The organism is Acinetobacter sp. WCHAc010034 (assembly GCF_001696615.3).
Taxonomy (GTDB): domain Bacteria; phylum Pseudomonadota; class Gammaproteobacteria; order Pseudomonadales; family Moraxellaceae; genus Acinetobacter.
The window spans coordinates 1980638-2003863 of sequence record NZ_CP032279.1 but is presented as its reverse complement, the minus strand read 5'-3'; the positions used below and the strand labels follow the sequence as shown (position 1 = coordinate 2003863).

24 protein-coding genes are annotated in these 23226 nt (G+C 54.9%); 17 read left to right on the top strand and 7 right to left on the bottom strand.

Annotation, left to right across the window (positions count from 1 at the left end; all coding sequences use genetic code 11):
- The first annotated feature begins 28 nt into the window (after positions 1 to 28).
- Positions 29 to 187: a DUF1328 domain-containing protein gene (locus BEN74_RS11160; protein WP_068913408.1), complete on the top strand. Its 159-nt coding sequence runs from the start codon at positions 29 to 31 to the stop codon at positions 185 to 187.
- A gap of 90 nt (positions 188 to 277) precedes the next feature.
- On the opposite strand, the gene murJ is transcribed toward BEN74_RS11160, so the two are convergent.
- Both murJ and ampD read right to left on the bottom strand, forming a co-directional pair.
- Positions 278 to 1828 carry a murein biosynthesis integral membrane protein MurJ gene (gene murJ, locus BEN74_RS11155; RefSeq protein WP_171404890.1) on the bottom strand — a complete coding sequence of 517 codons (1551 nt, stop codon included), beginning with the start codon at positions 1826 to 1828 and terminating at the stop codon, positions 278 to 280.
- A gap of 77 nt (positions 1829 to 1905) precedes the next feature.
- The gene (gene ampD / locus BEN74_RS11150) at positions 1906 to 2475 is read right to left on the bottom strand and encodes a 1,6-anhydro-N-acetylmuramyl-L-alanine amidase AmpD (protein ID WP_068913403.1); all 570 of its coding nucleotides are present in this window, start codon (positions 2473 to 2475) and stop codon (positions 1906 to 1908) included.
- Between the two features lie 172 nt (positions 2476 to 2647).
- Between ampD and nadC the strand changes: the two genes are divergently transcribed.
- Positions 2648 to 3493: a carboxylating nicotinate-nucleotide diphosphorylase gene (nadC, locus tag BEN74_RS11145; RefSeq protein WP_068913400.1), complete on the top strand. Its 846-nt coding sequence runs from the start codon at positions 2648 to 2650 to the stop codon at positions 3491 to 3493.
- 489 nt (positions 3494 to 3982) lie between these two features.
- On the opposite strand, the gene ilvD is transcribed toward nadC, so the two are convergent.
- Positions 3983 to 5812 carry a dihydroxy-acid dehydratase gene (gene ilvD / locus BEN74_RS11140; RefSeq protein WP_086374307.1) on the bottom strand — a complete coding sequence of 610 codons (1830 nt, stop codon included), beginning with the start codon at positions 5810 to 5812 and terminating at the stop codon, positions 3983 to 3985.
- A gap of 418 nt (positions 5813 to 6230) precedes the next feature.
- Between ilvD and fmt the strand changes: the two genes are divergently transcribed.
- Both fmt and rsmB read left to right on the top strand, forming a co-directional pair.
- Complete coding sequence (fmt, locus tag BEN74_RS11135) at positions 6231 to 7190, top strand: methionyl-tRNA formyltransferase (protein ID WP_068913395.1); 960 nt, start codon at positions 6231 to 6233, stop codon at positions 7188 to 7190.
- The gene (rsmB, locus tag BEN74_RS11130) at positions 7190 to 8497 is read left to right on the top strand and encodes a 16S rRNA (cytosine(967)-C(5))-methyltransferase RsmB (RefSeq protein WP_068913393.1); all 1308 of its coding nucleotides are present in this window, start codon (positions 7190 to 7192) and stop codon (positions 8495 to 8497) included. Before fmt ends, rsmB begins: the two co-directional genes overlap by 1 nt.
- Before the next feature lie 226 nt (positions 8498 to 8723).
- On the opposite strand, the gene rph is transcribed toward rsmB, so the two are convergent.
- The gene (gene rph / locus BEN74_RS11125; protein WP_068913391.1) at positions 8724 to 9440 is read right to left on the bottom strand and encodes a ribonuclease PH; all 717 of its coding nucleotides are present in this window, start codon (positions 9438 to 9440) and stop codon (positions 8724 to 8726) included.
- A 189-nt stretch (positions 9441 to 9629) separates the two neighbouring features.
- Here rph and BEN74_RS11120 point away from each other — a divergent pair, with 189 nt between their 5' ends.
- Positions 9630 to 10280, top strand: coding sequence for a TetR family transcriptional regulator (locus BEN74_RS11120; protein WP_068913388.1), 651 nt, complete (start codon positions 9630 to 9632; stop codon positions 10278 to 10280).
- A gap of 69 nt (positions 10281 to 10349) precedes the next feature.
- Here BEN74_RS11120 and BEN74_RS11115 read toward each other — a convergent pair whose 3' ends face one another.
- Positions 10350 to 10967, bottom strand: coding sequence for a thiol:disulfide interchange protein DsbA/DsbL (locus BEN74_RS11115; protein ID WP_068913386.1), 618 nt, complete (start codon positions 10965 to 10967; stop codon positions 10350 to 10352).
- Between the two features lie 183 nt (positions 10968 to 11150).
- On the opposite strand from BEN74_RS11115, the gene ubiG reads away from it, so the two are divergent.
- From ubiG to BEN74_RS11060, 11 genes are all read left to right on the top strand, one after another.
- Complete coding sequence (gene ubiG, locus BEN74_RS11110; protein ID WP_068913555.1) at positions 11151 to 11864, top strand: bifunctional 2-polyprenyl-6-hydroxyphenol methylase/3-demethylubiquinol 3-O-methyltransferase UbiG; 714 nt, start codon at positions 11151 to 11153, stop codon at positions 11862 to 11864.
- Entirely contained in the window at positions 11861 to 12562 is a 702-nt protein-coding gene (locus tag BEN74_RS11105; RefSeq protein ID WP_171404926.1) for an HAD family hydrolase, read from the top strand. Before ubiG ends, BEN74_RS11105 begins: the two co-directional genes overlap by 4 nt.
- Before the next feature lie 36 nt (positions 12563 to 12598).
- Positions 12599 to 13345 (top strand): YciK family oxidoreductase, encoded by a 747-nt coding sequence (locus tag BEN74_RS11100; RefSeq protein WP_068913383.1) that lies wholly within the window; start codon positions 12599 to 12601, stop codon positions 13343 to 13345.
- Between the two features lie 136 nt (positions 13346 to 13481).
- Entirely contained in the window at positions 13482 to 13901 is a 420-nt protein-coding gene (locus BEN74_RS11095; protein ID WP_068913553.1) for a hypothetical protein, read from the top strand.
- Positions 13902 to 14417: 516 nt separating this feature from the next.
- Positions 14418 to 14573, top strand: coding sequence for a hypothetical protein (locus BEN74_RS19445; protein ID WP_162898178.1), 156 nt, complete (start codon positions 14418 to 14420; stop codon positions 14571 to 14573).
- 266 nt (positions 14574 to 14839) lie between these two features.
- Positions 14840 to 15241, top strand: a complete 402-nt coding sequence (locus BEN74_RS11090; RefSeq protein WP_068913381.1) for an RcnB family protein — start codon at positions 14840 to 14842, stop codon at positions 15239 to 15241.
- A 214-nt stretch (positions 15242 to 15455) separates the two neighbouring features.
- The gene (locus BEN74_RS11080) at positions 15456 to 15824 is read left to right on the top strand and encodes an RcnB family protein (protein WP_068913379.1); all 369 of its coding nucleotides are present in this window, start codon (positions 15456 to 15458) and stop codon (positions 15822 to 15824) included.
- A 147-nt stretch (positions 15825 to 15971) separates the two neighbouring features.
- Positions 15972 to 17321, top strand: coding sequence for an amino-acid N-acetyltransferase (argA, locus tag BEN74_RS11075; RefSeq protein ID WP_068913378.1), 1350 nt, complete (start codon positions 15972 to 15974; stop codon positions 17319 to 17321).
- A gap of 437 nt (positions 17322 to 17758) precedes the next feature.
- Positions 17759 to 18928 carry an FMNH2-dependent alkanesulfonate monooxygenase gene (gene ssuD, locus BEN74_RS11070; RefSeq protein WP_068913377.1) on the top strand — a complete coding sequence of 390 codons (1170 nt, stop codon included), beginning with the start codon at positions 17759 to 17761 and terminating at the stop codon, positions 18926 to 18928.
- Entirely contained in the window at positions 18928 to 19263 is a 336-nt protein-coding gene (locus tag BEN74_RS11065; RefSeq protein WP_068913376.1) for a hypothetical protein, read from the top strand. The genes ssuD and BEN74_RS11065 overlap by 1 nt, the downstream gene beginning before the upstream one ends.
- Before the next feature lie 200 nt (positions 19264 to 19463).
- Entirely contained in the window at positions 19464 to 20084 is a 621-nt protein-coding gene (locus BEN74_RS11060; RefSeq protein ID WP_068913374.1) for a TetR/AcrR family transcriptional regulator, read from the top strand.
- Positions 20085 to 20158: 74 nt separating this feature from the next.
- Here the strand turns inward: BEN74_RS11060 and BEN74_RS11055 are convergent, their stop codons facing one another.
- The gene (locus BEN74_RS11055; protein ID WP_068913550.1) at positions 20159 to 20725 is read right to left on the bottom strand and encodes a 5'-nucleosidase; all 567 of its coding nucleotides are present in this window, start codon (positions 20723 to 20725) and stop codon (positions 20159 to 20161) included.
- Between the two features lie 103 nt (positions 20726 to 20828).
- A complete protein-coding gene (locus tag BEN74_RS11050) occupies positions 20829 to 21962 on the bottom strand; it encodes a TDT family transporter (RefSeq protein WP_068913372.1) in 1134 nt (377 codons plus the stop codon).
- 209 nt (positions 21963 to 22171) lie between these two features.
- Here BEN74_RS11050 and ribF point away from each other — a divergent pair, with 209 nt between their 5' ends.
- Positions 22172 to 23173 (top strand): riboflavin biosynthesis protein RibF, encoded by a 1002-nt coding sequence (ribF, locus tag BEN74_RS11045; protein ID WP_068913370.1) that lies wholly within the window; start codon positions 22172 to 22174, stop codon positions 23171 to 23173.
- Positions 23174 to 23226: the final 53 nt, after the last annotated feature.

Below are 23226 nucleotides of genomic sequence, written 5' to 3'. Positions count from 1 at the left end.
TCAGAACAAAAGCACATGGAGAAAGGCCATGTTCCGCTGGGCTATTATTTTTGCTGTGATTGCGCTGATTGCGAGCTTGCTGGGTTTCGGCGGCGTTGCAGGCCTGTCGAAAGACTTTGCAATCATCCTGCTGGTGATCGCGCTGATTCTCGCCATTGTCGGCTTTCTTTCCCGCGGCAAGATGTAGCGCCCGCTGCGCTGAGCCGTTTCAGCAGTAAAAAATAAGCGCCCCTGAAGGCGCTTATTCTGCATATGGCAATCCGGTTTGCAGTCCGGCTTAAGGCTTTAAATGCCGCGGCCTGAAGCCAGACGCCAGCAAGGCGATGCCGTAAGCCGCTGCACCCACAACGCAAAGTCCGGCCACTTCCGCAATGCGGATCCACTGCGCAGCTTCGCCGTTGTACCATGTCAGCGCGTACCACAGCGCTGCAATCATGGCGGCGTTGGCCACGGCGTACTGCAGGCCAAGCTTTTTCCAGTGCGCATCAAAACGGAAAATATTGCGCTTATGCAGATAGAAATACAGCATGCCGGCATTGACCAAGGCGGAACCGGAAGACGCCAGGGCCAGAGCCATATGCTCCGCATGCCAGTCAATCAGCTTGAATAAGCCGATAAACACCACGTTCAAAATGGCGTTGGCCGCCACGGCCATCAGGCCCACGCGCACCGGCGTTCTGGTGTCCTGCTGCGCATAGAAACCCGGCGCAAACACCTTAATCAGCATGAATGAAATCACCCCGGCGCTCATGCACTGCAGCGCCAGCGCCGTCATTTCGGTATCTTCCGCCGTAAACTGGCCGCGCTGGAACAGCGCCTGAATAATCGGGGTAGACAGCATGAACAGGGCGATGCTGGCCGGCACGCCCACCAGCACAATCACCCGGGCCGCCCAGTCAATCATGCCGCGGAACTTGTCCTGATCCTGCTCGGCATGGCGCGCAGACAGTGACGGCAGAATCACCGTGCCGATAGCCACGCCAATCAGGCCCAGCGGCAGCTCGGTCATGCGCTCGGCGCTGTACAGCCAGGACACTGAACCGTCCTGCATAAACGAGGCCCAGATGGTATTCAGCAGCAGGTTGATCTGCGTAACCGATACCCCGAATAGCGCCGGCAGCATCAGCTTCATGATGCGGTCAACGCCTTCATGCTTGAAGTCGACTTTCGGCGGGATCAGCAGCTTTTTATGCCATAATTCCGGAATCTGGATCGCCAGCTGCAGCGCGCCGGCAATCAGCACCGCCCAGCCCAGCGCCATAACCGGCTCGGCCATATGCGGCGTCAGCCACACCGCGCCGGCAATCATCGCCAGATTCAGCAGCACCGGCGAAAATGCCGGCGAAGTAAATGAGCCGTAGCTGTTCAGAATGCTGCTGGCAAAGGCCGTTAAGGACATGAACAGCAGATAGGGAATGGTCAGGCGGAACATATCGGCCGCCAGCGCAAACTTCTCCGGATCATCATGGAAGCCCGGCGCATAGATGTAGATAATCGCCGGCGCCGCCACCATGGCGATAAACGTCAGCGCGCTCATGAAGGTCGCCAGGCAGCCGAAGACCCGGCTGATCAGAATCTGCACCTCGGCATGGGTGCGGCTGGTCTTGTATTCGGTTAATACCGGAATGAAGGCCTGCGAAAAGGCGCCTTCGGCAAACAGCCGCCGGAAAAAGTTCGGAATGCGGAACGCCACCACAAAGGTATCGAAGTCCTTGCCGGCGCCGAATACATTCAGCAGCACAATATCCCGGACCAAACCCAGGACCCGTGACAGCATAGTCATTGCGCTGACTATGACCGTCGATCGCCAAAGCGCCATAGGATTCACCTAATTTTTAAATTGCCGCTATTGTAATGAAACTCCGCCCCAATTTTCATTGGTTAATTCAGAGCTAATGTTGTTATTCATTTGTTTTTAAAATGATGCAGCTGCTGGCGGAAGCGGGCCCAGTCAAAATGCGGCCCGGGGTCGGTCTTGCGCCCCGGCGCAATATCTGAATGCCCGGCCAGATGCTGCATTTTAGGATAGGCCTGCTGCAAGCAGGCGGTGACGGCCGCCAGCGCCTCATACTGCGCATCGGTAAAGGGCAAATCGTCGCTGCCTTCCAGCTCAATCCCGACCGAATAGTCATTGCATTCTTTCAGCCCCAGATAGCTGGAGCGGCCCGCATGCCATGCGCGGTCATTGAAGTTGACGAACTGCAGCGCCTCGCCGCTTCTTAGGATCAGCAGATGCGCAGAGACCTGCATGCCTTCAATGCTTTGAAAATAAGGGTGCAGCGACCAGTCCAGCCGGTTCTGGAAAAACCGCTCAATATAGCCGCCGCCGAACTGCGAGGGCGGCAGGCTGATGTTGTGCACCACCGCCAGCTGGATTTCAGCCTGCGCAGGGCGCGGATTATAATTCGGTGACGGAACCTGGCGGGCGCCGGACAGCGCTCCGTCACGGATCTGAAATTTCACGGTTTGCGGCATCGTCTGATCCTGATTGCTGCTGCGCTGAAAAAAACATAAGGGCCCTCATGCTAAAACTTTCATGGATAAATCTCAATTGATCCAATCGCGCTGTATGAAAAACCGCTCATTTTTCAGGAACAGTGCTAATATAACGCGCAAATTTTCTTGGGTTAACAGAGACGGAACTTTTATGAGCATACCTCAATCTTTGCTTGAACAATCCATCCAGATCAATATTCAGCAGGCGCTGCAGGAAGATATCGGCGCGGGCGACATCACCGCCCTGTTAACCCCTGAAGATGAACAGGCTGCAGCCACCGTCATCAGCCGCGACAGCATGGTGCTGGCGGGCCAGCCTTGGGTTAATGCGCTGATTCAGGCCTATGATCCGGCGGTGCAGGTGACTTGGCTGAAAAATGACGGCGAGCGCGTGGCGCCGAATGAAGCATTCTTAAAGCTGGCCGGCTCAGCCCGCAGCCTGCTGACGGTTGAGCGCCCGGCGCTGAATTTTGTGCAGACCCTGTCTGCGGTTGCGACCAAAACTGCAGAATACGCCGCGCAATTGGACGGCCTGCAAACCAGGCTGCTGGACACCCGCAAAACTTTGCCGGGCCTGCGCATTGCGCAGAAATATGCGGTAGCGGTCGGCGGCGGGCAAAACCACCGCTTAGGCCTGTTCGATGCCTTTTTAATTAAAGAAAACCACATTATGGCCGCCGGCGGCATTGCGCAGGCGGTAGCCAAAGCGCGCAGCATTGCGCCGGGCAAGCCGGTAGAAGTGGAAGTGGAAACCTGGGATGAGCTGGATCAGGCGCTGGCGGCCCAGGCGGATATTGTGATGCTGGATAATTTCAGCCAGCAAGAAATGATTGATGCGGTGAAGCATGCAGCCGGGCGCTGCAAGCTGGAAGCTTCCGGCAACATCACCATTGCCAATCTGCGCGAAGTGGCGTCTACAGGCGTTGACTACATCTCTATGGGCGCGCTGACCAAAGACCTGAAAGCGGTGGATTTGTCAATGCGCTTCAATGGCTGAGGCCGCTGGACAGTAAACAGCGCTGCATGCGCAAAAAGTTAAGGGATGCTGTAATAAATTCCTTAACTTTTTGGCCATTCACGGCGGAATCTTACCGTTTTTAAATTCGATATTTAGAGCCATTGCTGTCCCAGTTAAGTAAAACAAGCTTCGGATACGCGCCTTGCGGCATGGATGCCGCACGTTGCCCATCACGGCAGGGATGCCGTGTATGGGCAACGAAAGACTTTTGCTTCCTTTGGGTCTTTCCAAAGGAAGGCCTTGCCTGCGCAAAGGCGTTTAAACTTTTAAAGCAAAATGAGGCAGTGCAAACTGCTGAAATTTAAGAGCGCATAAATCATTTTGTTTTTTCTAAAAGCGCAGTCTATACAGTTGTTTTTAATATAAATTCACTATATTCAAAAGGCTCTGAAATTAAAAAAGAAAATGCCAGTCAATTTCTTAACTGACTGGCATTGCTTAACTCCGCGGCATTTTTCCTGCTGCAGATTAAATTTCACGCACCGCGCCTTTAGAGGCACTGGTGGTATGCATCGCATAGGCTTTCAAGGCTTTAGAGACTTTACGCGGACGCTGTTCAGCAGGCTGCCAGCCTTTGGCTTCCTGCGCTTCACGGCGCGCAGCCATGGTTGCTTCATCCACCGCTAAGTGAATGCTGCGGTTTGGAATATCAATTTCGATACGGTCGCCGTCTTCAACCAGGCCAATGGCGCCGCCTTCAGCCGCTTCAGGCGAAACATGGCCAATGGACAAGCCGGATGAACCGCCGGAGAAACGGCCGTCAGTCAGCAAGGCGCAGTCTTTACCGAGGCCTTTCGATTTTAAGTAACTGGTTGGATAGAGCATTTCCTGCATGCCCGGCCCGCCGCGCGGACCTTCATAGCGGATCACCACCACATCGCCAGCCGTGATTTTGCCGCCCAGAATCGCCTCTACCGCAGCATCCTGGCTTTCAAATACACGCGCCGTGCCGCTGAATTTCAAGATAGAATCATCTACGCCTGCTGTTTTCACAATGCAGCCGTCCAGCGCAATGTTGCCGTACAGCACCGCCAAGCCGCCGTCCTGCGAGAAGGCATGCTCAGCATTGCGGATCACGCCGTTGTCACGGTCGCCATCCAGCCGTGAGTAGTAGCGGTCTTGTGAAAATGCGGTTTGCGTCGGCACACCGCCCGGCGCTGAACGGAAGAATTGATAAACCTCCTGGTCTTCAGTGCGGATGATGTCCCACTTGTCCAAAGCATCCTTTAAGGTTTTTTCATGCACAGTCGGCACAGAAGTATCCAGCAGGCCGGCGCGGTCCAGTTCACCCAGAATCGACATGATGCCGCCGGCGCGGTGCACGTCTTCCATATGCACATCCTGTTTTGCCGGCGCAACTTTACACAGCACAGGCACTTTGCGCGACAGGCGGTCAATGTCAGTCATGGTAAAATCCACTTCCGCTTCATGCGCCGCCGCCAGCAAATGCAGAACGGTATTGGTTGAGCCGCCCATTGAAATATCAAGCGTCATGGCGTTTTCAAAAGCGGCTTTGGTGGCGATTGAACGTGGAAGAATGCTGTAGTCATCCTGCTCATAATGGCGCTTTGCCAGCTCAACCACCAATTGGCCGGCTTTTTCGAATAATTTTTTGCGGTTGGCGTGGGTCGCCAAAGTTGAACCGTTGCCCGGAAGCGACAGGCCCAGGGCTTCAGTTAAGCAGTTCATTGAGTTTGCGGTAAACATGCCTGAACATGAACCGCAGGTCGGACAGGCTGAACGCTCATATTCAGCCACTTCTTCATCGGTGAAGCTGTCATCTGCCGCCACAATCATGGCATCAACCAGGTCAATCGCGTGTTCATTGCCACGGATTTTCACTTTGCCGGCTTCCATCGGGCCGCCGGAAACAAAAACCACAGGAATGTTCAGGCGCATGGAGGCCATCAGCATGCCAGGGGTGATTTTGTCGCAGTTGGAAATGCACACCATCGCGTCGGCGCAGTGCGCGCTGACCATGTATTCCACCGAATCCGCAATCAGGTCGCGTGAAGGCAGCGAATACAGCATGCCGTCATGGCCCATGGCGATGCCGTCATCCACCGCAATGGTATTGAATTCTTTGGCGACGCCGCCTGAGGCCTCAATTTGACGCGCCACCAGCTGGCCTAAATCTTTCAGATGCACATGGCCCGGCACGAATTGGGTGAATGAGTTCACCACCGCAATAATCGGCTTGCCGAAGTCTTCATCTTTCATGCCTGTCGCGCGCCATAAGCCGCGCGCGCCAGCCATATTTCTTCCATGTGTCGATGTTTTTGAACGGTAGTCAGGCATTGTATATTTCCAACAAAGTGTGAGCTTGAAATGAACCTTCAGGGTTCACTCTGGCTAAATCATACTGATGATGCGGGTGAAATCAGCCGAAATTTGCGCATATCATACACCAAGTCATTGTTTTAAAAGATGACCTTTCAGGCATATCTGGACCGGCGTGCGGCGGCTGCAGTAATCCTGCTTGCTGAAAACTACTATAACGCCATCGCAGCGCCGGCAATGCAAAACTTTCATGAATAATTTTTAAATTTTATATAAGTTATAGTTATTAATATTAATTCATCCGATAAATAATTGTTTCTTAAAATCTGCACTTCAATTCAAATGCTTACATTAAATTTCAGCAAAGCGCCGCGGAATTTAGGCTTCAAAATGCTTTTGCCCTATAATACGCCCAAGTTTATGTGAGAAGTCATGCGTGAAAATCGTCTTTGCCGGTACCCCAGAATTCGCAGCCTCGGCCCTGGCTGCGCTGCTGCAAACAGATCATGAAATTGTTGCGGTTTATACTCAGCCTGACCGCAAAGCGGGACGCGGCCAGAAACTCACAGCATCGGCAGTTAAGCAGCTGGCGCTGCAGCATGGCCTGCCTGTGCTTCAGCCCCTGCATTTCAAGGCCTCAACCGAAGAAGGCCTGGCCGCTCAAGCTGAGCTGAAAGCTTTAAATGCGGATGTGATGGTGGTGGCGGCCTACGGCCTGATCCTGCCGCAGGCGGTGCTGGACACGCCGAAATACGGCTGCCTGAATATTCACGCCTCCCTGCTGCCGCGCTGGCGCGGCGCCGCGCCGATTCAGCGCGCCATCGCCGCCGGAGACGCTGAAACCGGCATCACCATTATGAAAATGGCTGCCGGCCTCGACACCGGCGACATGATGTATAAAACCGCCTGCGCGATTGAAGCGCATGACACCGCAGCCAGCCTGCATGATAAATTAGCGGCGCAAGGCGCAGAGGCGGTCGCCGCGGTGCTGCAGTCTGAACAGGCGCTGCAGCGCTATTTGCAGGCGCGCGAAGTGCAGGACGAAGCGCTGACCGTATATGCACATAAACTATCTAAGGCCGAAGCGCAAATTGACTGGACGCAGGACGCCGCCAGCATTGACCGCAATATCCGCGCATTTAACCCGTGGCCGGTCGCTTTTATTGCGCTGGATGAAAGCAATAATCTGCGCGTTTGGGGTTCGCTTTTATCCCAAGAAAATGCCCAAGCTCAAGCTGCGGGCACCATTTTAGCCATTGATAAACAAGGCGTTCACGTGGCTTGTGGCGATGAACAAGCGGTGTGTTTAAGCTCTCTGCAATGGCCAGGCGGTAAACCGCTGAATGCCGTACAAATTTTACAAACTCAAAAACTTACTGTTGGACAAATCCTATAATGAAGCAATCTCCCCACGCCTCAGCGAAAAACTTGAATTTGCGCGCTCAGGTTGTGAAAACGCTATTGGCTGTCCAAAATGGCCAGTCCCTGGCCTCGGTTCTGCAGCAGCACATGGCGATTGTGTCTGACAAAGACCGCGCGCTGTACCATGAACTGGTTTTGGGCTGCCTGCGCCAATGGCATGCGCTGAAACAGGTGACCCTGCCCCTGCTGACCAAGCCGCTGGATAACGAAATTGTTGAAACCTGCTTATACCTTGGCCTGTATCAATTGCTCTGCACCCGCGTGGCAGCCCATGCGGCCATTTCAGAAACCGTAGAAGCGGCCAAGCAGCTGGGCATGGGAAGCTTGAGCGGCGTGGTGAATGCGATTTTGCGCCGCGCAACCCGCGAGTCTGAACAGTTTTATGATGTCTTGGAAAATGCATCCAACCTGCCAAGCTGGCTGGCTAAGCGCTTAAAGAAAGACTGGGGCGACCAGTTTGCGGAACTCAGCTATGAATTTAAGCAGGCCGCGCCGCTGACGCTGCGGGTCAACACCCGCCAAGTCAGCCGCGATGAATATCTGGATATTCTGGAAGATGAAGGCATCGACGCGCACCGCTGTGAAATTTCAGACGCCGGCATTGTCATGGATGAAAGCCTGCATATTCCAAGCCTGCCGGGCTTTGAAGCCGGCGGTTTTTCGGTGCAGGACGAACATGCGCAGCTGTGCGCCACGCTGCTGCCAAATTTAGATGGCAAAGTGGTGATCGATGCCTGCGCTGCCCCAGGCGGCAAAACCGCGCATATTTTAGAGATGTACCGGCCGGCAAAACTCATCGCGCTGGATCAGGATGAAAAGCGCCTGAAGCGCGTTGCTGAAAACTTGGAGCGCCTGGCGCTGGACAGCAAGCATGTTGAAATTATCACCGCAGATGCAGTGAAATGGACCGCGCCTGAAGCGGCGGACTGCATTGTGCTGGATGCGCCCTGTTCTGCTATTGGGGTGATGCGCCGCCATCCGGATATCCGCCTGCTGCGCCAATCCGGCGATATTGCCAAAACGGTGGCCTTGCAGAAGCAGATTCTGGACAATATGTGGCAGCAGCTGAAAGCCGGCGGCACCCTGCTTTACATCACCTGCTCTATTTTAAAAGCCGAGAATGAACAGCAAATGATTGAATTTTTTGCTGAACATGCGGATGCCAAAGAAGTGAAGATTGAAGCGGATTGGGGTATTGAACAAGTTCATGGCCGTCAACTTTTCCCAGCACGTGATCATGGCGATGGTTTTTATTATTGCCGCATCCAGAAAACCGCATAGTTCAAGCGGTTCCGCAGCTTTTGACTCAGGCAGCCGCAAGCGCAGCTGGCTGAGCTGCAGCGGCCGCTGAAATAGCGCATGCAGAGATGAAAAAACCTGAGCCTTGGCGCCGCAGTGCAGATCTGAATGATCTTGCAGCGCTTCCGGCTCAGGTTTTTTTATGCAGATCCGGCAGCGGGCCAGGCGGCCCGGCAGCGCAGCTGTGCAATTGAGGCGGCTTTGCGGCTTACCAGCCCAGCGCTTCCTGCTGCTTTTTCACCAGTTCCAGAATGCCTTGCTCCGCCATGATCAGCATCGCGTCGCATTGCGCGCGGGTAAACGGCTTGTCTTCCGCTGTGCCTTGAATTTCAATGAATTCGCCGGCCTGAGTCATCACCACATTCAGGTCGGTCTGGCAGCTTGAATCTTCTTCATAGCATAGGTCCAGCAGCACTTCATCCTTATACATGCCGACAGAAACCGCTGCTACCAAGCCTTTCAGCGGGTCCTGCTTGATTTTTTTCTTTTCCAGCAGCACATTCATCGCATCAATCAGCGCCACAGCCGCGCCAGTGATTGCCGCGGTGCGGGTGCCGCCGTCGGCCTGAATCACATCGCAGTCAATGGTGATGGTGTTTTCGCCGAGTTTTTTCAGATCCACCATGGCGCGCAGGCTGCGCCCGATGAGGCGCTGAATTTCCTGAGTGCGGCCGCTTTGCTTGCCGCGGGCCGCTTCGCGGTCGCTGCGGGTATGGGTAGAGCGCGGCAGCATGCCGTATTCTGCAGTCACCCAGCCCTGGCCCTGGCCTTTCAGGAAGCGCGGCACAGAGTTGTCAATGCTGGCGGTGCACAGCACTTTGGTATGACCGAATTCAACCAATACAGAACCTTCCGCATAGCGCGTGTAGCCGCGGGTAATTTTAACGTCACGCAATTGATCTAACGCTCGCTGGTCGATACGCATATTGGGTCCTTCATCTGACAGAAATTTATTGCGCCCGAGTATAGCAGATGCCGCCGGCAAGAATGGCGGGGCTTTTGCGCATTTGCATAGCGCCACTGCGCCCGCTTGCCACCCGGCCGGCGCAGCGGCGCATCGTTTCAGCCGGCATTTTTTGCTAGACTGGGCCGAATCAGCTTAGATGGAGCGCGCATGTCGAAACGCGATGAACGCAAGCAGCAAAGCCGCCAGGCCCTATTGGACGCCGTATTAGCGCTCAGCGCCTCGGGGCGCGCGTTCAGCAGCATGAGCCTGCGTGAAATTGCCCGCCATGCCGGCCTGGTCCCTGCGGCTTTTTACCGGCATTTTGCGGATCTGGACCAGCTCGGGCTGGAACTGGTAGATCAGGCCGCGCTGCATTTAAAAGGCGTGCTGCACCAGCTGGGGCAGGCCCATCTGCGCCAAGCCGATGCCAGAACGGCAGGCAGCCTCGAACTGTTTTTTCAGTCGGTTGAGCATTATCCTGAACCGTGGATTTTTCTGATTTCGGAGCGCTGGGGCGGCTCAGCCCTGCTGCGCCAGGCCATTGACCGTGAAATCCAGTGCTTAATTGATGATTTGGCCAATAGCCTGCGCCGGGCTGAAAGCATGCAGCATATGCAGGAAGCGCAGGACCTGCAGGTGCTGTCGCAAATCCTGATTCATCTGGCGCTGGACTGGGCCATGGGCTGGATCGAAATCCGCCGGCGCTTTGAACCCGGCCTGCAGGCCGGACAGCGCGGGCGCTTCCAAGCCCAGACCCTCATTCAGATGCAGCTGCTGTTCCGCGGCATCCTGAACTGGCAGCGCGGCGCTGCCGGATAACATGCTGCGGATGAAAAAAATGCCAGTCAAGTACTGGACTGACTGGCATGGGCATTGCAGGCTGGGCGCCTATTTGGCTTTGCGTTCCTGCTCAATCAGGTAGTTCAGCACCTGCGTCACTTTGCCGTCTTCACCCTGAATCACGTATTTGCCGTTTACAGTCACTGCCGGCACGCCGGTCAGCTGATAGCGCTTGGCCAAATCCTGCGACTGGGCAATTTTAGAGCTGATCGGGAATGACTTGTAGGTGCTGTTGAATTTCGCTTCCGGAATGCCGAACTGGGTAAAGAACTTGGCGAAAGACGCCTGTTCTAAAATATTCTGGCCATTGGCGTGGATGGCGTGGAATAAAGGCAGATGGGTTTTCTGGCGCACGCCCAAAGCTTCAGACACATAATACGCGCGCGCGCCCTGCTCCCACAGCGGGTTCATCGATGCCGGCGTGCGCACAAAGCGCACATCTTTCGGCATCTGCTTCAGCCATGCCTGCATATGCGGCTCCAGCGTAAAGCAGTGCGGGCAGCCGTACCAGAAGAACTCGCGCACTTCAATTTTGCCTGGCTTTTCAACCGCTACCGGGTTCGGCAGCACCGTATAGTCTTTGCCTGCTACAAATTGCGCAGCCATTGCACTGCCCGAAAAAGCGAAAAGAGCAGCGGCAGCACTGCTGAACAGGAATTTTTTCATTAAGCTTATAGTCCTCTGAATCATTCTGATTGGCTTATCCCGACACTATAAATCAAATCCGCCAAATTTCGTTTTCATTCTGTGAAGTTTTTTGCAGCTTTTATCGCTTTTTCCTGAATAAACGCTACACTAGCTCAGCATAGGATTTTTTTTAAATATAACGGCTTGCTGAAGGTGACGCTGATGTCTCAATTGAATGTTGACCCGCAAGAAATTGCCAAATTTGAAGCATTTGCCGCGATCTGGTGGGATCAGCATTCTGAGTTCCGCCCGCTGCATATGATCAACCCGCTGCGCCTGAACTGGGTTGATGAGCGCGCCGGCGGCCTTGCCGGAAAGAAAGTGCTGGATGTCGGCTGCGGCGGCGGAATTCTGGCGGAAAGCATGGCGCGCCGCGGCGCAGACGTGCTGGGCATAGACATGGGCGAAGCGCCGCTGAACGTGGCGCGCCTGCATGCCGAGCAGGAAAATGTGCAGAACATTGAATACCGCCAGATTCCTGTGGAGCAATTGGCCGAAGAGCAGGCCGGCCAGTATGACGTGGTGACCTGCATGGAAATGCTGGAGCATGTGCCGGATCCGGCATCAATCATTCAGGCCTGCCAAAAGCTGGTGAAGCCGGGCGGCCATGTATTCTTCTCCACCATCAACCGCAATCCCAAAGCCTACCTGTTCGCGATTATCGGCGCGGAATACCTGCTGCGCATGCTGGCCAAAGGCACGCATGACTATCATAAATTCATTAAGCCGTCTGAGCTGGCGCATGACATCCGCGGCGCAGGCCTGCAGCTGAAAGACATGACCGGACTGCACTACAACCCGCTGACCAAGCGCTACTGGCTGGCGCCGAATGTTGACGTCAACTACATGGTGCATACCGTGAATGCAGGCGCCTGATGAAAGCGGTCCTTTTTGATTTAGACGGCACCTTAATTGACACCGCGGCCGATTTTATCCGCATCCTGCAGCAGATGTGCCGTGACAAAGGCTGTGAGGTCGTGGACGCAGCGCTGATCCGCACTCAGGTGTCGGAAGGCGCGCGCGCCATGGTTAAGCTGGTGTACCCGGAACTGGACGCTGAAGATCCGGTATTTCTGGCGCACCGCCAGCGCTTTCTGGATATTTACGGCGCAGAGATTGCTGTGGATACCGACCTGTTTGACGGCATGCAGGCTTTGCTGCAGGAGCTGGAAAGCAGCGGCATTCCATGGGGCATTGTCACCAACAAGCCGCGCTGGCTCAGCGAGGCGCTGCTGGATGCGCTCAACCTGACCGGGCGCTGTTCGGTGCTGGTCTGCCCTGAAGATGTCAGCAGAACCAAGCCTGACCCGGAGCCGATGCATCTGGCTGCCGGCCGCATTCAGACCGCTGCCCCGGACTGCATTTATGTCGGCGACCACCCGCGCGACATTGATGCCGGGCGCCATGCAAAAATGTACACGATTTTAGCTGCTTACGGCTATTTGCCGCTGCAGTGCAAAGATGACTTAACAGCGTGGCAGGCAGATTGTATAGTGAACACAGTTGCTGAACTGCATGACGCCATCCGCCGGCTGGTGATGCCGTCAAAAACCGCGGAACAGATCACGCCATAACTGCATCACAACCATAATAAAATAAGGAGGCACAGCATGAACTATTCAGAATATCAGCCTCGCCCCGATCTGCTGAAAGGCCGCATCATCCTGATTACAGGCGCGGGCGACGGCATCGGCCGGGCAGCGGCGCTCAGCTATGCGCTGCATGGCGCAACAGTGGTGCTGCACGGGCGCGCGCTGAACAAGCTGGAAGTCATTTATGATGAAATTGAAGGCTTAGGCGCGCCGCAGCCGGCCATTTTGCCGCTGCAGCTGTCCAGCGCCTCCCCCCGCGACTATGAACTGCTGGTCGATACCCTGGAGCGCCAATTCGGGCGCCTGGACGGCATTCTGCACAATGCCGGCATTTTAGGCGAGCGCACCGAGCTGGCGCACTACCCGGTGGACGTCTGGGATGACGTGATGGCGGTCAACCTGCGCGCGCCGTTTGTCCTGACTCAGGAGCTGCTGCCGCTGCTGCAGAAATCCGAGCATGCCTCGGTGGTGTTTGCCAGCTCCGGCGTCGGCCGTGAAACCCGCGAGCGCTGGGGCGCCTATTCCGTGTCTAAAATCGCCATTGAAGCCGTCAGCCAGCTGTTCGCCAAGGAAAATACCCATCCGAACATCCGCTTCAACTGCATCAATCCGGGCGCAACCCGCACCGCGATGCGCGCCAAAGCCTATCCGGATGAAGACCCGAAAACCCTGCCAACGCCTGAACAGATCATGCCGGCCTACCTGTATTTGATGGGCGATGACAGCCTGCAGATGAATGGCCAAAGCATTGATGCGCAAGCTTAATCCTGCGCAGCGTCAAGAAAGGAAGCCCTGCGCTTCCTTTATTATTTTCACACACTGGCTGCCCTAAAGCCGGCTTGTATTTCCCTGCAATATGCGGATACTGATGCGGCACTCTTTTTTTAGCGTTGAGAAATCCATGCCTGACTTAAGCAACATCACCATCCTCCCGGCCGAAGACGGCATGATCAGCCTGCTGATTGACGGCCAGCCGCTGTCAGAAAAATACGGCATGAAATTCGATCCGAGCATCGCAGATGACCTGAAAGCGCTGGCAGCCGGCCAAAGCCTCAAGCTGTTTGAACAATTTGTGTTTTCGCATGCCGACCTGAATTTTGAGCATGCCTACAGCTATGCCGTGGGCATCATTAAAGAAGCCGAAGGCTACAAGGCCGCCAAGAATTTTGTCTATAAAATTACCGCCTCAGGCCAGCCGCCGATTGAGCATATCATCAGCAAGCAGGGCGCGCCGATGACCGCGGATGACGTGCGCGAATTTATTCAGGCGCACCTCGCGAAGTCTTTAAGCAATTACACCGATTTGAATTGCGCCTATTAAGCGCTCTATGCCCAGTGCGGACAGGCGGATAGCAGCTAATGCCAGTCAGTTAAGAAACTGACTGGCTTTTTCTTTGTAAAACTTGCGATATTGTTTGATACGCGGAAACGTCATCCGCAACCTATCAGGCTTTTGAAATGGACTGTTTCTGCGATGGAAGCTGTTCAAGTGCAGAAAGTGAACAGGTTTCGCGGTGAGGCGCACTGCGCCGCAAGATGCTTTCCTTGCGAAGCTTCGCTTCTCATTTGGCGAAACAAAAGAACAAAACGAGCTCCAAAAATTCGATTTAAAAACGGTAAGACTCCGCCGTGAATAACCCAAAAGGTTAAGAAGTTGACGGCGAAACTCCTTAACTGATCAGCATTAGGATAGCAGCTCCTTTTCTGCGCTTCAGGCCAGCCGCGCGCATTAAATCGTATTTTTAAATCAATACAATAAAAATATACAGTTTTTCAGATTTAAAATTCAGGCCTATGCTGTTCAGCAATAACAACATGCTGCAGAGGAACGCCAATCATGGCCGATCAAAAACGCAAAGCTGAAACCATCCGCTCAATTGAATCACTGCAGCTGGCTGAAGGCCTGATCGCCGCGCTGGACAACGCCGCCGAAGCCGAGTCTGTGGCCGAAGCCATCCGCTCGCTGCAAAGCCTATCCGAACAGTGGTATTAAGCCAGCCGCATCTAAGCCCTTCATGGCATGGGCTTTTTTATTTTTTCAGCAGCGGGGTAAAATTTGCTATGCTTGGGCGCGCAGAATAAAATACCGGATGCAGGATTATTGCGGCCATTGATTTTCAAAACCGCAGCTTCGGCTGCAGAATATCCGCATTATCTGCATTTTATTTAAAAAATCAGCCAGCTTTCTTCACAGTTTCTCTGCATTTTTTGCGTACAGTAGCTGTATTGGAAAATGAATTGTTTTTATGAGGATTCAACATGAAAAAGATTTTGACTGCTTTGGCAATCTCTTTCAGTGCTTTGATGGCAAGCAGCCTGGCCGCTGCCGCCCCTCACTTTGATCAGGACCGCGGCTACGATCATCCCCGGAATTCCGGCCAAGGCAAGCGCAATCAGGATTTCCGTGACGCCGATGATGAAGACCGCATGCAGGACAAGCGCCGCATGCGCGAAGAGCGCGGCGTGCAGCGCCTGCAGCAGCATAAATGGCAAACCGGCTATGTGATGCCGCAGCATTACCGCGGCAACGGCTACAAAGTCGAATACCGCGAGCATGAACTGCCGCGCCCGGACCGCAAGCAGCAATGGTACAAAATCAATAATGACTACATTTTAGTTGACTCGGAAAACAACAGCATTATCCGCATTCTCGGCATGTAAGCGCCAAATGATCCGCCCGCCCAACACTGTTTGGGCTTTTCTGTTTTCAGGCCGCCGGAAACTCCGGCGCTTAGCCTGCAGCCCTTGCGGCGCCTGCTTTTTTCCTCCACAAAGTTCACAATTCCGCTCCATTGCTCTCATTCTTTCTCTGATCTTTTCCGCTAATTTAAAACTGCAGCAACAGCAGCAGTCTTAAAGAGATGAGGTGAAAGCAATGAAAAAAATGATTACAGCCGCAGCGCTGGCGCTAACAGGCCTGATGGCCGCTTCCGCCATGGCAGCGCCAGACGACCGCTATGATGAGCGCCATGCCCATGCGCAGCACGGTCAGGACGGCCGCTGGAACAGCCATGACCGCGGCTATGAGCATCAGCGCTGGAATGACAGCCGCGTCAACCCGAGCCGCCACTGGCGCATAGGCCAAACGCTGCCGCGCGCCTTTGACGCGCCGCGCTATAAAGTCAGCAGCCGTGAAGCGCGCCGCCTGCCGGACACCGGGCGCTATCAGCAGTGGTACAGAATCAATGGCGACTATGTGCTGGTGAATGAACGCAATCAGCGCATCCTGCGCATTATCGGCTAAGGGCTTCAGCCCCCATCTTCCCTCAAACACCTGAATCAGGCGCCGCTTCAGGTGTTTTTTATCCCGGAACAGGCATTTGCGCTTCCCCCCTGCGGTTTTTTGATTAAAATCTGAAAAGGAAATTTCAGTTTGGAAACAGGCAGGCCAATGAATTCGACAGAACCCTCAGACAGCACAACTTTGCAATATGTGCATTGGTTTCGGCATTCTGCGCCCTATATCAATGCGCACCGCAATAAAACCTTTGTCATCATGTTTGATGGCGAAGCCGTGCAGCATGAAAACTTCCAGCATATTATCCACGACATCGCCCTGCTGCATTCCTTAGGCATCCGGCTGATCCTGGTGCATGGCGCGCGCCCGCAAATCGATCAGAATCTGAAAGATGCCGGGCTGGTGACGCCGTTCCACAACCGCCGGCGTGTCACCACGCGCGAATCGCTGGGCGCGGTAATGAACGCCGCCGGCTCCATCCGCCTGCAGATTGAAGCCCTGCTGTCGATGGGCCTGGCCAACTCGCCGATGCACGGCGCGCGCATTGATGTGGTTTCAGGCAATTTAATTACCGCCAAGCCTTACGGCATCCACGGCGGCGTGGATTTTCAGCTCTCCGGCGAAGTGCGCTCGGTCGATACCGACGCCATGCAGCGCCATTTGGACAGCCATAATATTGTGCTGCTCGGCCCTGCCGGCTATTCGGCCACCGGTGAAGTGTTCAACCTGCTGGCGGAAGAAGTGGCGACCAAAACCGCCATCAGCCTGCAGGCCGATAAGCTGATCTTCCTCGGCAAGCAGCATGGCCTGCTGAATGAGCATGGCCTGCTGCAGCGCGAAATGGCCCCGCATCAGCTGGACCGGCATATTCTGCAGTATCAGGACGCCAGCCCGGAGATTGCGCTGCATTTGCGCGGCGCCAAAACGGCTTCGCTGCAGGGCGTGCACCGCGTGCATCTGATTTCCTATGCCTATGACGGCGCTCTGCTGGAAGAGCTGTTCACCCGTGACGGCTCCGGCACCATGATTACCGATGCGCATTATGAAGAGGTGCGCATGGCCAATATTCAGGACGTCGGCGGCCTGATCAGCCTGCTGCGCCCGCTGGAGGAAGAAGGCATTCTGGTGTACCGCTCGCGCGAGCGCCTGGAAAATGAAATCCACCGCTTTGCGGTGATTGAGCGCGACGGCGCCATTCTGGCCTGCGCCGCCCTGTATCCAATCCCGGCGGCGGACAATGAGCTGCGCTCTGCGGAAATCGCCTGCGTGGCGGTGCATCCCGGCTACCGCAAATCCAACCGCGGCAGCCAGATCCTGCATTATTTAGAAGGAAAAGCCAAAAGCATGGGCATACAGCAGCTGTTCATCCTCACCACGCGCACGGCGCACTGGTTTCTGGAGCAGGGCTTTGAAAAGGCCAGCGTCGATGAGCTGCCGAATGCGCGCCAGGCTTTATACAACTACCAGCGCAATTCACTGGTCTGCAGGAAGCTGCTGGATTAAGCGCTTGCCGGCAGCCGCCAGCGCATTATTCTGCATAAGCTTATCTGCGCAGCCGCGCACAGGGCGCCACCTGCTTCTGCGCCCCGGCAGATAAGCTTATGCGCGCCGGCGCATAGCTGCAATTTTTCATTATATTTCAAATAATTAAAATTTTAAAATCTGCGCCTTTGCGGCCGCATTGAAAGCATCCATTCCGCTAAGCTTTGCTGTTTTTGATTTATCTTTTTTCCTCATGATGAATTTCAGTTTTCTTATTTTTATAACGCCAGGAAAGCCTTTAGCTTGGCTGCAGATCAATCAGCAGCCGGCCGTTTCAGCGGGTCAGGTTTTTCCATTCAGGCGCTTTTGCTGCAGCCATTTACGCTGAAGCCTGCAGCGGGACTGGGCCTGCAGTTTTATTGGCCGCCGGGCGCGATTTTAAATTTTAAGGAACTGAGATGAAAATTTTCTGGTTTATCCCAACGCATGGCGACAGCCGCTACCTAGGCACCAGCAAAGGCGCGCGCGCAGTGGATCATGCCTATATGAAGCAGATCGCCGCTGCTGCCGACAGCTTGGGCTATGAAGGCGTTTTAATCCCGACAGGCCGCTCATGTGAAGACCCCTGGCTGACCGCGGCCAGCCTGATTGACGCCACAAAGCGCCTGAAGTTTCTGGTGGCGCTGCGCCCCGGCGTGACCACGCCGGCGCTGGCTGCCCGCATGGCGGCCACGCTTGACCGCCTGTCCAATGGCCGGGTTTTGCTGAATCTGGTCACCGGCGGCGATGAGCAGGAGCTGAAAGGCGATGGCGTGTATGAAGACCACGCCGCGCGCTATGAAACGGCAGCCGAATACACCGCCATCTGGCGTGAAATCCTGACCCGCTCGCACAGCGGTGAAAGCTTCAGCTTCCATGGCGAACGCCTCAGCGTAGATGGCGCCAAACTGCTTTATCCGCCGGTGCAGCAGCCCTACCCGCCGCTGTGGTTCGGCGGCTCTTCAGACGCTGCCGTAGAATTGGCGGCAGCGCAAGTCGACACCTACCTGACCTGGGGCGAACCGCCGGCAGCCGTCAAAGAAAAAATAGAGCATGTCAAAGCCAAAGCGGCAGCCAAAGGCCGCGAACTGAATTACGGCATCCGCCTGCATGTGATTGTGCGCGAAACCAATGCGCAGGCATGGCAGGCTGCTGATGAGCTGATCCAGTATGTGGACGATGCCACCATCGCCGCTGCCCAGCAGAAATTCAGCAGCATGGATTCTGTCGGCCAGCGCCGCATGGCGGAACTGCACAACGGCGACCGCAGCCGGCTGGAAGTTTCTCCGAACCTGTGGGCCGGCGTCGGCCTGGTCCGCGGCGGCGCCGGCACAGCGCTGGTCGGCGACCCGGAAACGGTGGCGGCCCGCATTCAGGAATATGCCGATCTGGGCATCAGCACCTTTATTTTTTCCGGCTATCCGCATCTGGAGGAAGCCATCCGCTTTGCTGAGCTGGTGTTCCCGCTGCTGCCGCTGGAAATTCAGCAAAAGCTGGCGCAGCCGAATCTGACTGGCCCCTTCGGCGAAATTGTCGCAAACAGCTACACGCCGGATGAAAGCCCAAAGAGAACTCAGGAACCGGCTTGATGCCAAAAGCTGCTGCCAGCGCCTGGCATGCAGGCAAGGTTTCACGTGGAACAGAGCTGAGGGGCGCGCGGGATGCCCAGCCCCGGCTGGACATGCAGAAGCTGACTGAAAAGCTTTGGACTGAACAGGGCTTAGCCCGCCATTTCAGCCATGCAAGATGCCAGCGAAGCTGCTGCAGCTTGGGGCCGGTTCATCTGCCGGATCAAGCCATATTGCGCATTCAGGCCGGCAGCGCGCCTGCCGCATGGGCAATTTCCGATCATTCAAGGCGCTGTTCAGCGCAGCCGGCGCGCGGCTGCCAAAGCCCAGCCGGAAAGCCGCCGGCGGCGGCTTAACCTATGAATAAAAATAATCTTTCTTAATTTTCAGCATACATTTTTTTATTTGATTTAATTCCATCATGCAGCATAATTTAAGCGATAAACCGAAAAATAAATGGCCATTATTCATAAAATTACCCGCTCTGATTGTGCACAAATCTGATGATTTGCCGTACAATTGCCCATTCCCCTTTTTTTAATGCTTTCGAGTGCTAATGGAACAAAAAAAAAGTACCCAAAAACGCCACCAGCTGCTGAATGCCGCTCTGGATGTTTTTTCCCTCTACGGATTTAGCGGGGCAAGCCTGGATGAAATCGCGCAGATTGCAGAGATGCATAAGTCGAATATTTTCTATTACTATGAAAATAAAGAAGCGCTGTATGTCGAAGTTCTGACAACAGTTCTGCAGAAATGGCTGGCGCCGCTGCAAATGCTGGAAGCAGACTTAGAGCCGGAAGAGGCGATTGCCAATTACCTGATGCAGAAAATTGAAGTGTCGCGCACCCAGCCGAAAGCTTCGCGCCTATTTGCGCTGGAAGTAATTCAGGGCGCGCCGCATATTCTGGAAATCCTGAAAGGCCCGCTGAAGAAGCTGGTGAAGCGCAAAGCGAAAGTCATTCTGATGTGGCAAGAGCAGGGCAAAATTTCCAAAGAAATTGACCCTGAGCTTTTCATCCTGAATATCTGGGCCATTACCCAGAACTATGCGGATTTCGCTACGCAGATGGAAATGGTCACCGGCAAAACCCTGCGCAACCGCAGCATGCAGCAGCGCATCATTAAGCATACAGTGCATATGATGCTGTACGGCGCAATTCCGCGCAGCGGAGAATAAGTTACCGCGCCCTGCGGCAATTTGGCATATGGCCATAGCAGTCTATGGCCGCCGACCGCCCCTTCCCTTCGCCCTCATTTTAGCGTTTGATACAGCGCAAGCAGTTTTTGCGCGCCCAGCAGCAGATTCTCTTCCCAGTCCAGATGCGCAGTGCCATTGGCGCCGTCGCTGATGTATTTCACTGAAATCAGGCGCACGCCGAGCTTTTTGCAGACTTTGGCAATCGCATAGCCTTCCATGTCCACCAGATTGCACGGCACTTTCGGCAGGCCGGTTTCAAAGCTGTCGCCTGTGCCGCAGATGCCCTTAGGCAAATCCTGGAAATAGCCGTCCAGCGCAATTTCAGCCGGATGGTCGGCATCCATCGGCGTCACCCCCACTGCAAAGCCCAGCGGCGACACGTCCATGTCGCGCTGCACAAACTGGGTGACTTCAATCAGGCTGTGCGCATCAAAATGCGAACTGCCGGCAGTGCCCAGGTTCAGCAGGGTTGCGCATCCGGTTTTCTGAATCACTTCAAAGGCTTTAAAGGCGGCATTGACTTTGCCGATGCCGCTGTAATGCACCTCCACACCCGCCTGTTCAAACAGGCCTTTTGATTCATTCGGCAGCGCCATCATTAAGGCAAGAGCATTCGGCATCATCAGCACTCAAGAAAATTTTTTCCCATTAAAAAACAAAAAAGCCCAAGGCGCAAATCCTGCGCCTTACCGCCGGCCGCCCCAATCCGGGCATGCGCGCCCTTCAGCTGCTGCGCTGCTCCAAATAGGCTTTCAGGCACGGCGAGAAAAACAGGCTGCCGCGGTAGCAGCCTTTTGCGGTCTGATAGGCCACCATCAGCCACAGCCCAATCAGCACCGCGCCCAGCGCATAGGCGGCGCTGCAGAAAAATCCGATCTGAAGCTGCTGCCCAAGATTCAGCATGGCCAGCGTGAACACGCCAAGGGGAAACGTTAGGCCCCACCAGCCTAAATTAAACGGCAGGCCTTTCAGCTGGGATAAGGTGCTTAAAACCGCAATGCCCAGCCACCACAGGCCAAAGCCCAGCAGCAGCAAAGCCGCGAAGATGCCCGCATGCTGAAACAGCTCACCCAAAGCCTGCAGGCGAATGGCCGCCAAAACCTGCGGCGCATGCTGCCCCAGCGCCAGCAGCGCCAAAGCCCCGGTGCCGACCGGGCCCAATGCCAGCCAGCTGCTGATGGCCATTTCCTTCGGCGGCAGCTGATGCAGCGCCAGGCGCAGCATCAAAATAGTCAATACCGCAAAGGCCGGCAGCACCGAAATTCCCCAAAGCACATAGCTGCCCAGCAGGATGCCCGCGGCATGCGGGCCGGCATCCATATGCCCCAGCAGCAGCCCGCCGGAAGCCGCCGCCACTTCGCAGGCCACAATCGGCAGCAGCCACACCGCCGTCATGCTTTTCAGCTCATGCCGCTGGCGGCTGTACATGAAAAACGGCACGCACCAAGCAATCAGCAGCGCTAAAGCCGCATCGGCATACCACAGCAGCTGGGCAATCTGAACCGCAATATCGCCGTACAGCACCGCGCCAAATTTCAGCAAGCCGTTCAGAATGGTCGCCAGGCCCATCGGAATGGCGCCGAGAAACAGGCTCATCGCAGGATGGCTAAAAATCTGCCGGGCTTCATCCGGATAAAGCAGCCAGCGCAAAGCATACAGCGCAGAAAATACTGCGAATAAGCCGATATTGAAGTGCCATACCGCCGCGCCGATTTGCCAAAGCGCGCCATTGGCGAAGGGAAGCTCCGCCAGCACCAGAGCCGCAACGCCGGTGCCCATCGTGACGGTAAACCAGTTCGGGGTAAACTGGCGGATCAGGTCCTGCTTCTGCTGCAGCTGATAAAAAGGCTTTTTCATCGCGGAATGCTCATCCAGAGGGTTAAGGGCATTCTATCCAGAATTATTAATAAGAAAAACTGATTTATATTTATTTTTAAAATATATTTTACTGATATAAAAGCGGGCTAATTTTATAAAAATATTGAGTGAAAACACAACAGCAAGACGAAACTGTGAGATTATGGCAATATATAGCCCTGACCAATTTTCAATGCATTGATTCGCCCATGAAGCTGCTCCGCCTGAATGCTTTAGCGCCTGATTTCCAGCTGCCCAAAACTGTAGCCACCATCGGCAATTTTGACGGCGTGCATTTGGGCCATCAGGCGATGATTGCCCAGCTGAAGCGCATTGCTGAGGAAAAGCAGGCCAAAACGCTGGTGATGATTTTTGAGCCGCAGCCCTTGGAATTTTTTAAAGGCTATGACGCGCCGCCGCGCATCAGCTCGCTGCGCGAAAAAGTCGAATATCTGGCGGAACTGGGCGTAGACTACATTGCAGTCGCTAAATTTGACAACTATTTCCGCAGCCTAAGCGCAGAAGAATTTGCCGGGCTGCTCAAAAACAAACTGAATGCATTCAGCCTGGTATTAGGCGATGACTTTCATTTCGGCAAAAACCGCCAAGGCAACAGTGAATTCCTGCGCCAGTACGGCTTTGAAGTCGCCAACCTGCATACCGTGGAAATTGACGGCGGGCGCGTCAGCTCGACCCGCATCCGCCAGACGCTGCAGGCCGGCGACCTGGCCCTCGCCGCGAAGCTGCTGGGCCGCCCCTACAGCATCACCGGCCGCGTGCAGTACGGCGATCAGATTGGCCGCACCATCAATTTCCCAACCATCAATGTGCGCCTGAGCCGCCACAGGCCCTGCCTGCACGGCATTTACGGCGTCGAAGTCATGTGCGAAACCGCATCTTTAAGCGATAAAGCCGCCGCCGGCAACCCTGCGCAGCCGGGCATTGCCGGCTATCAGCCGTCTTCGCTGTTCGGCGCCGGCCATGTCGGCACGCGGCCGGCGATCCGGCAGGCGCATCCCGAATGGCGATTAGAAGTACACTTTCCGGATGTTTCTGCTAATCTGTATGGCTTGTTAATGCGGGTCACGTTCTTAAGCTATTTGCACGGCGAAAAGAACTACCCTTCGCTTGACGCGCTGAAAGCGGGAATTGATGATGATGTTGCGCAGCTGCTGGAGTTCCGCAGCCGCACCCCGCAGTTCCCTTTTTAACCGAATTTTTCTTGTAAAACGTGTCAGCAAAAGCGCTGATAATATTGGATGAC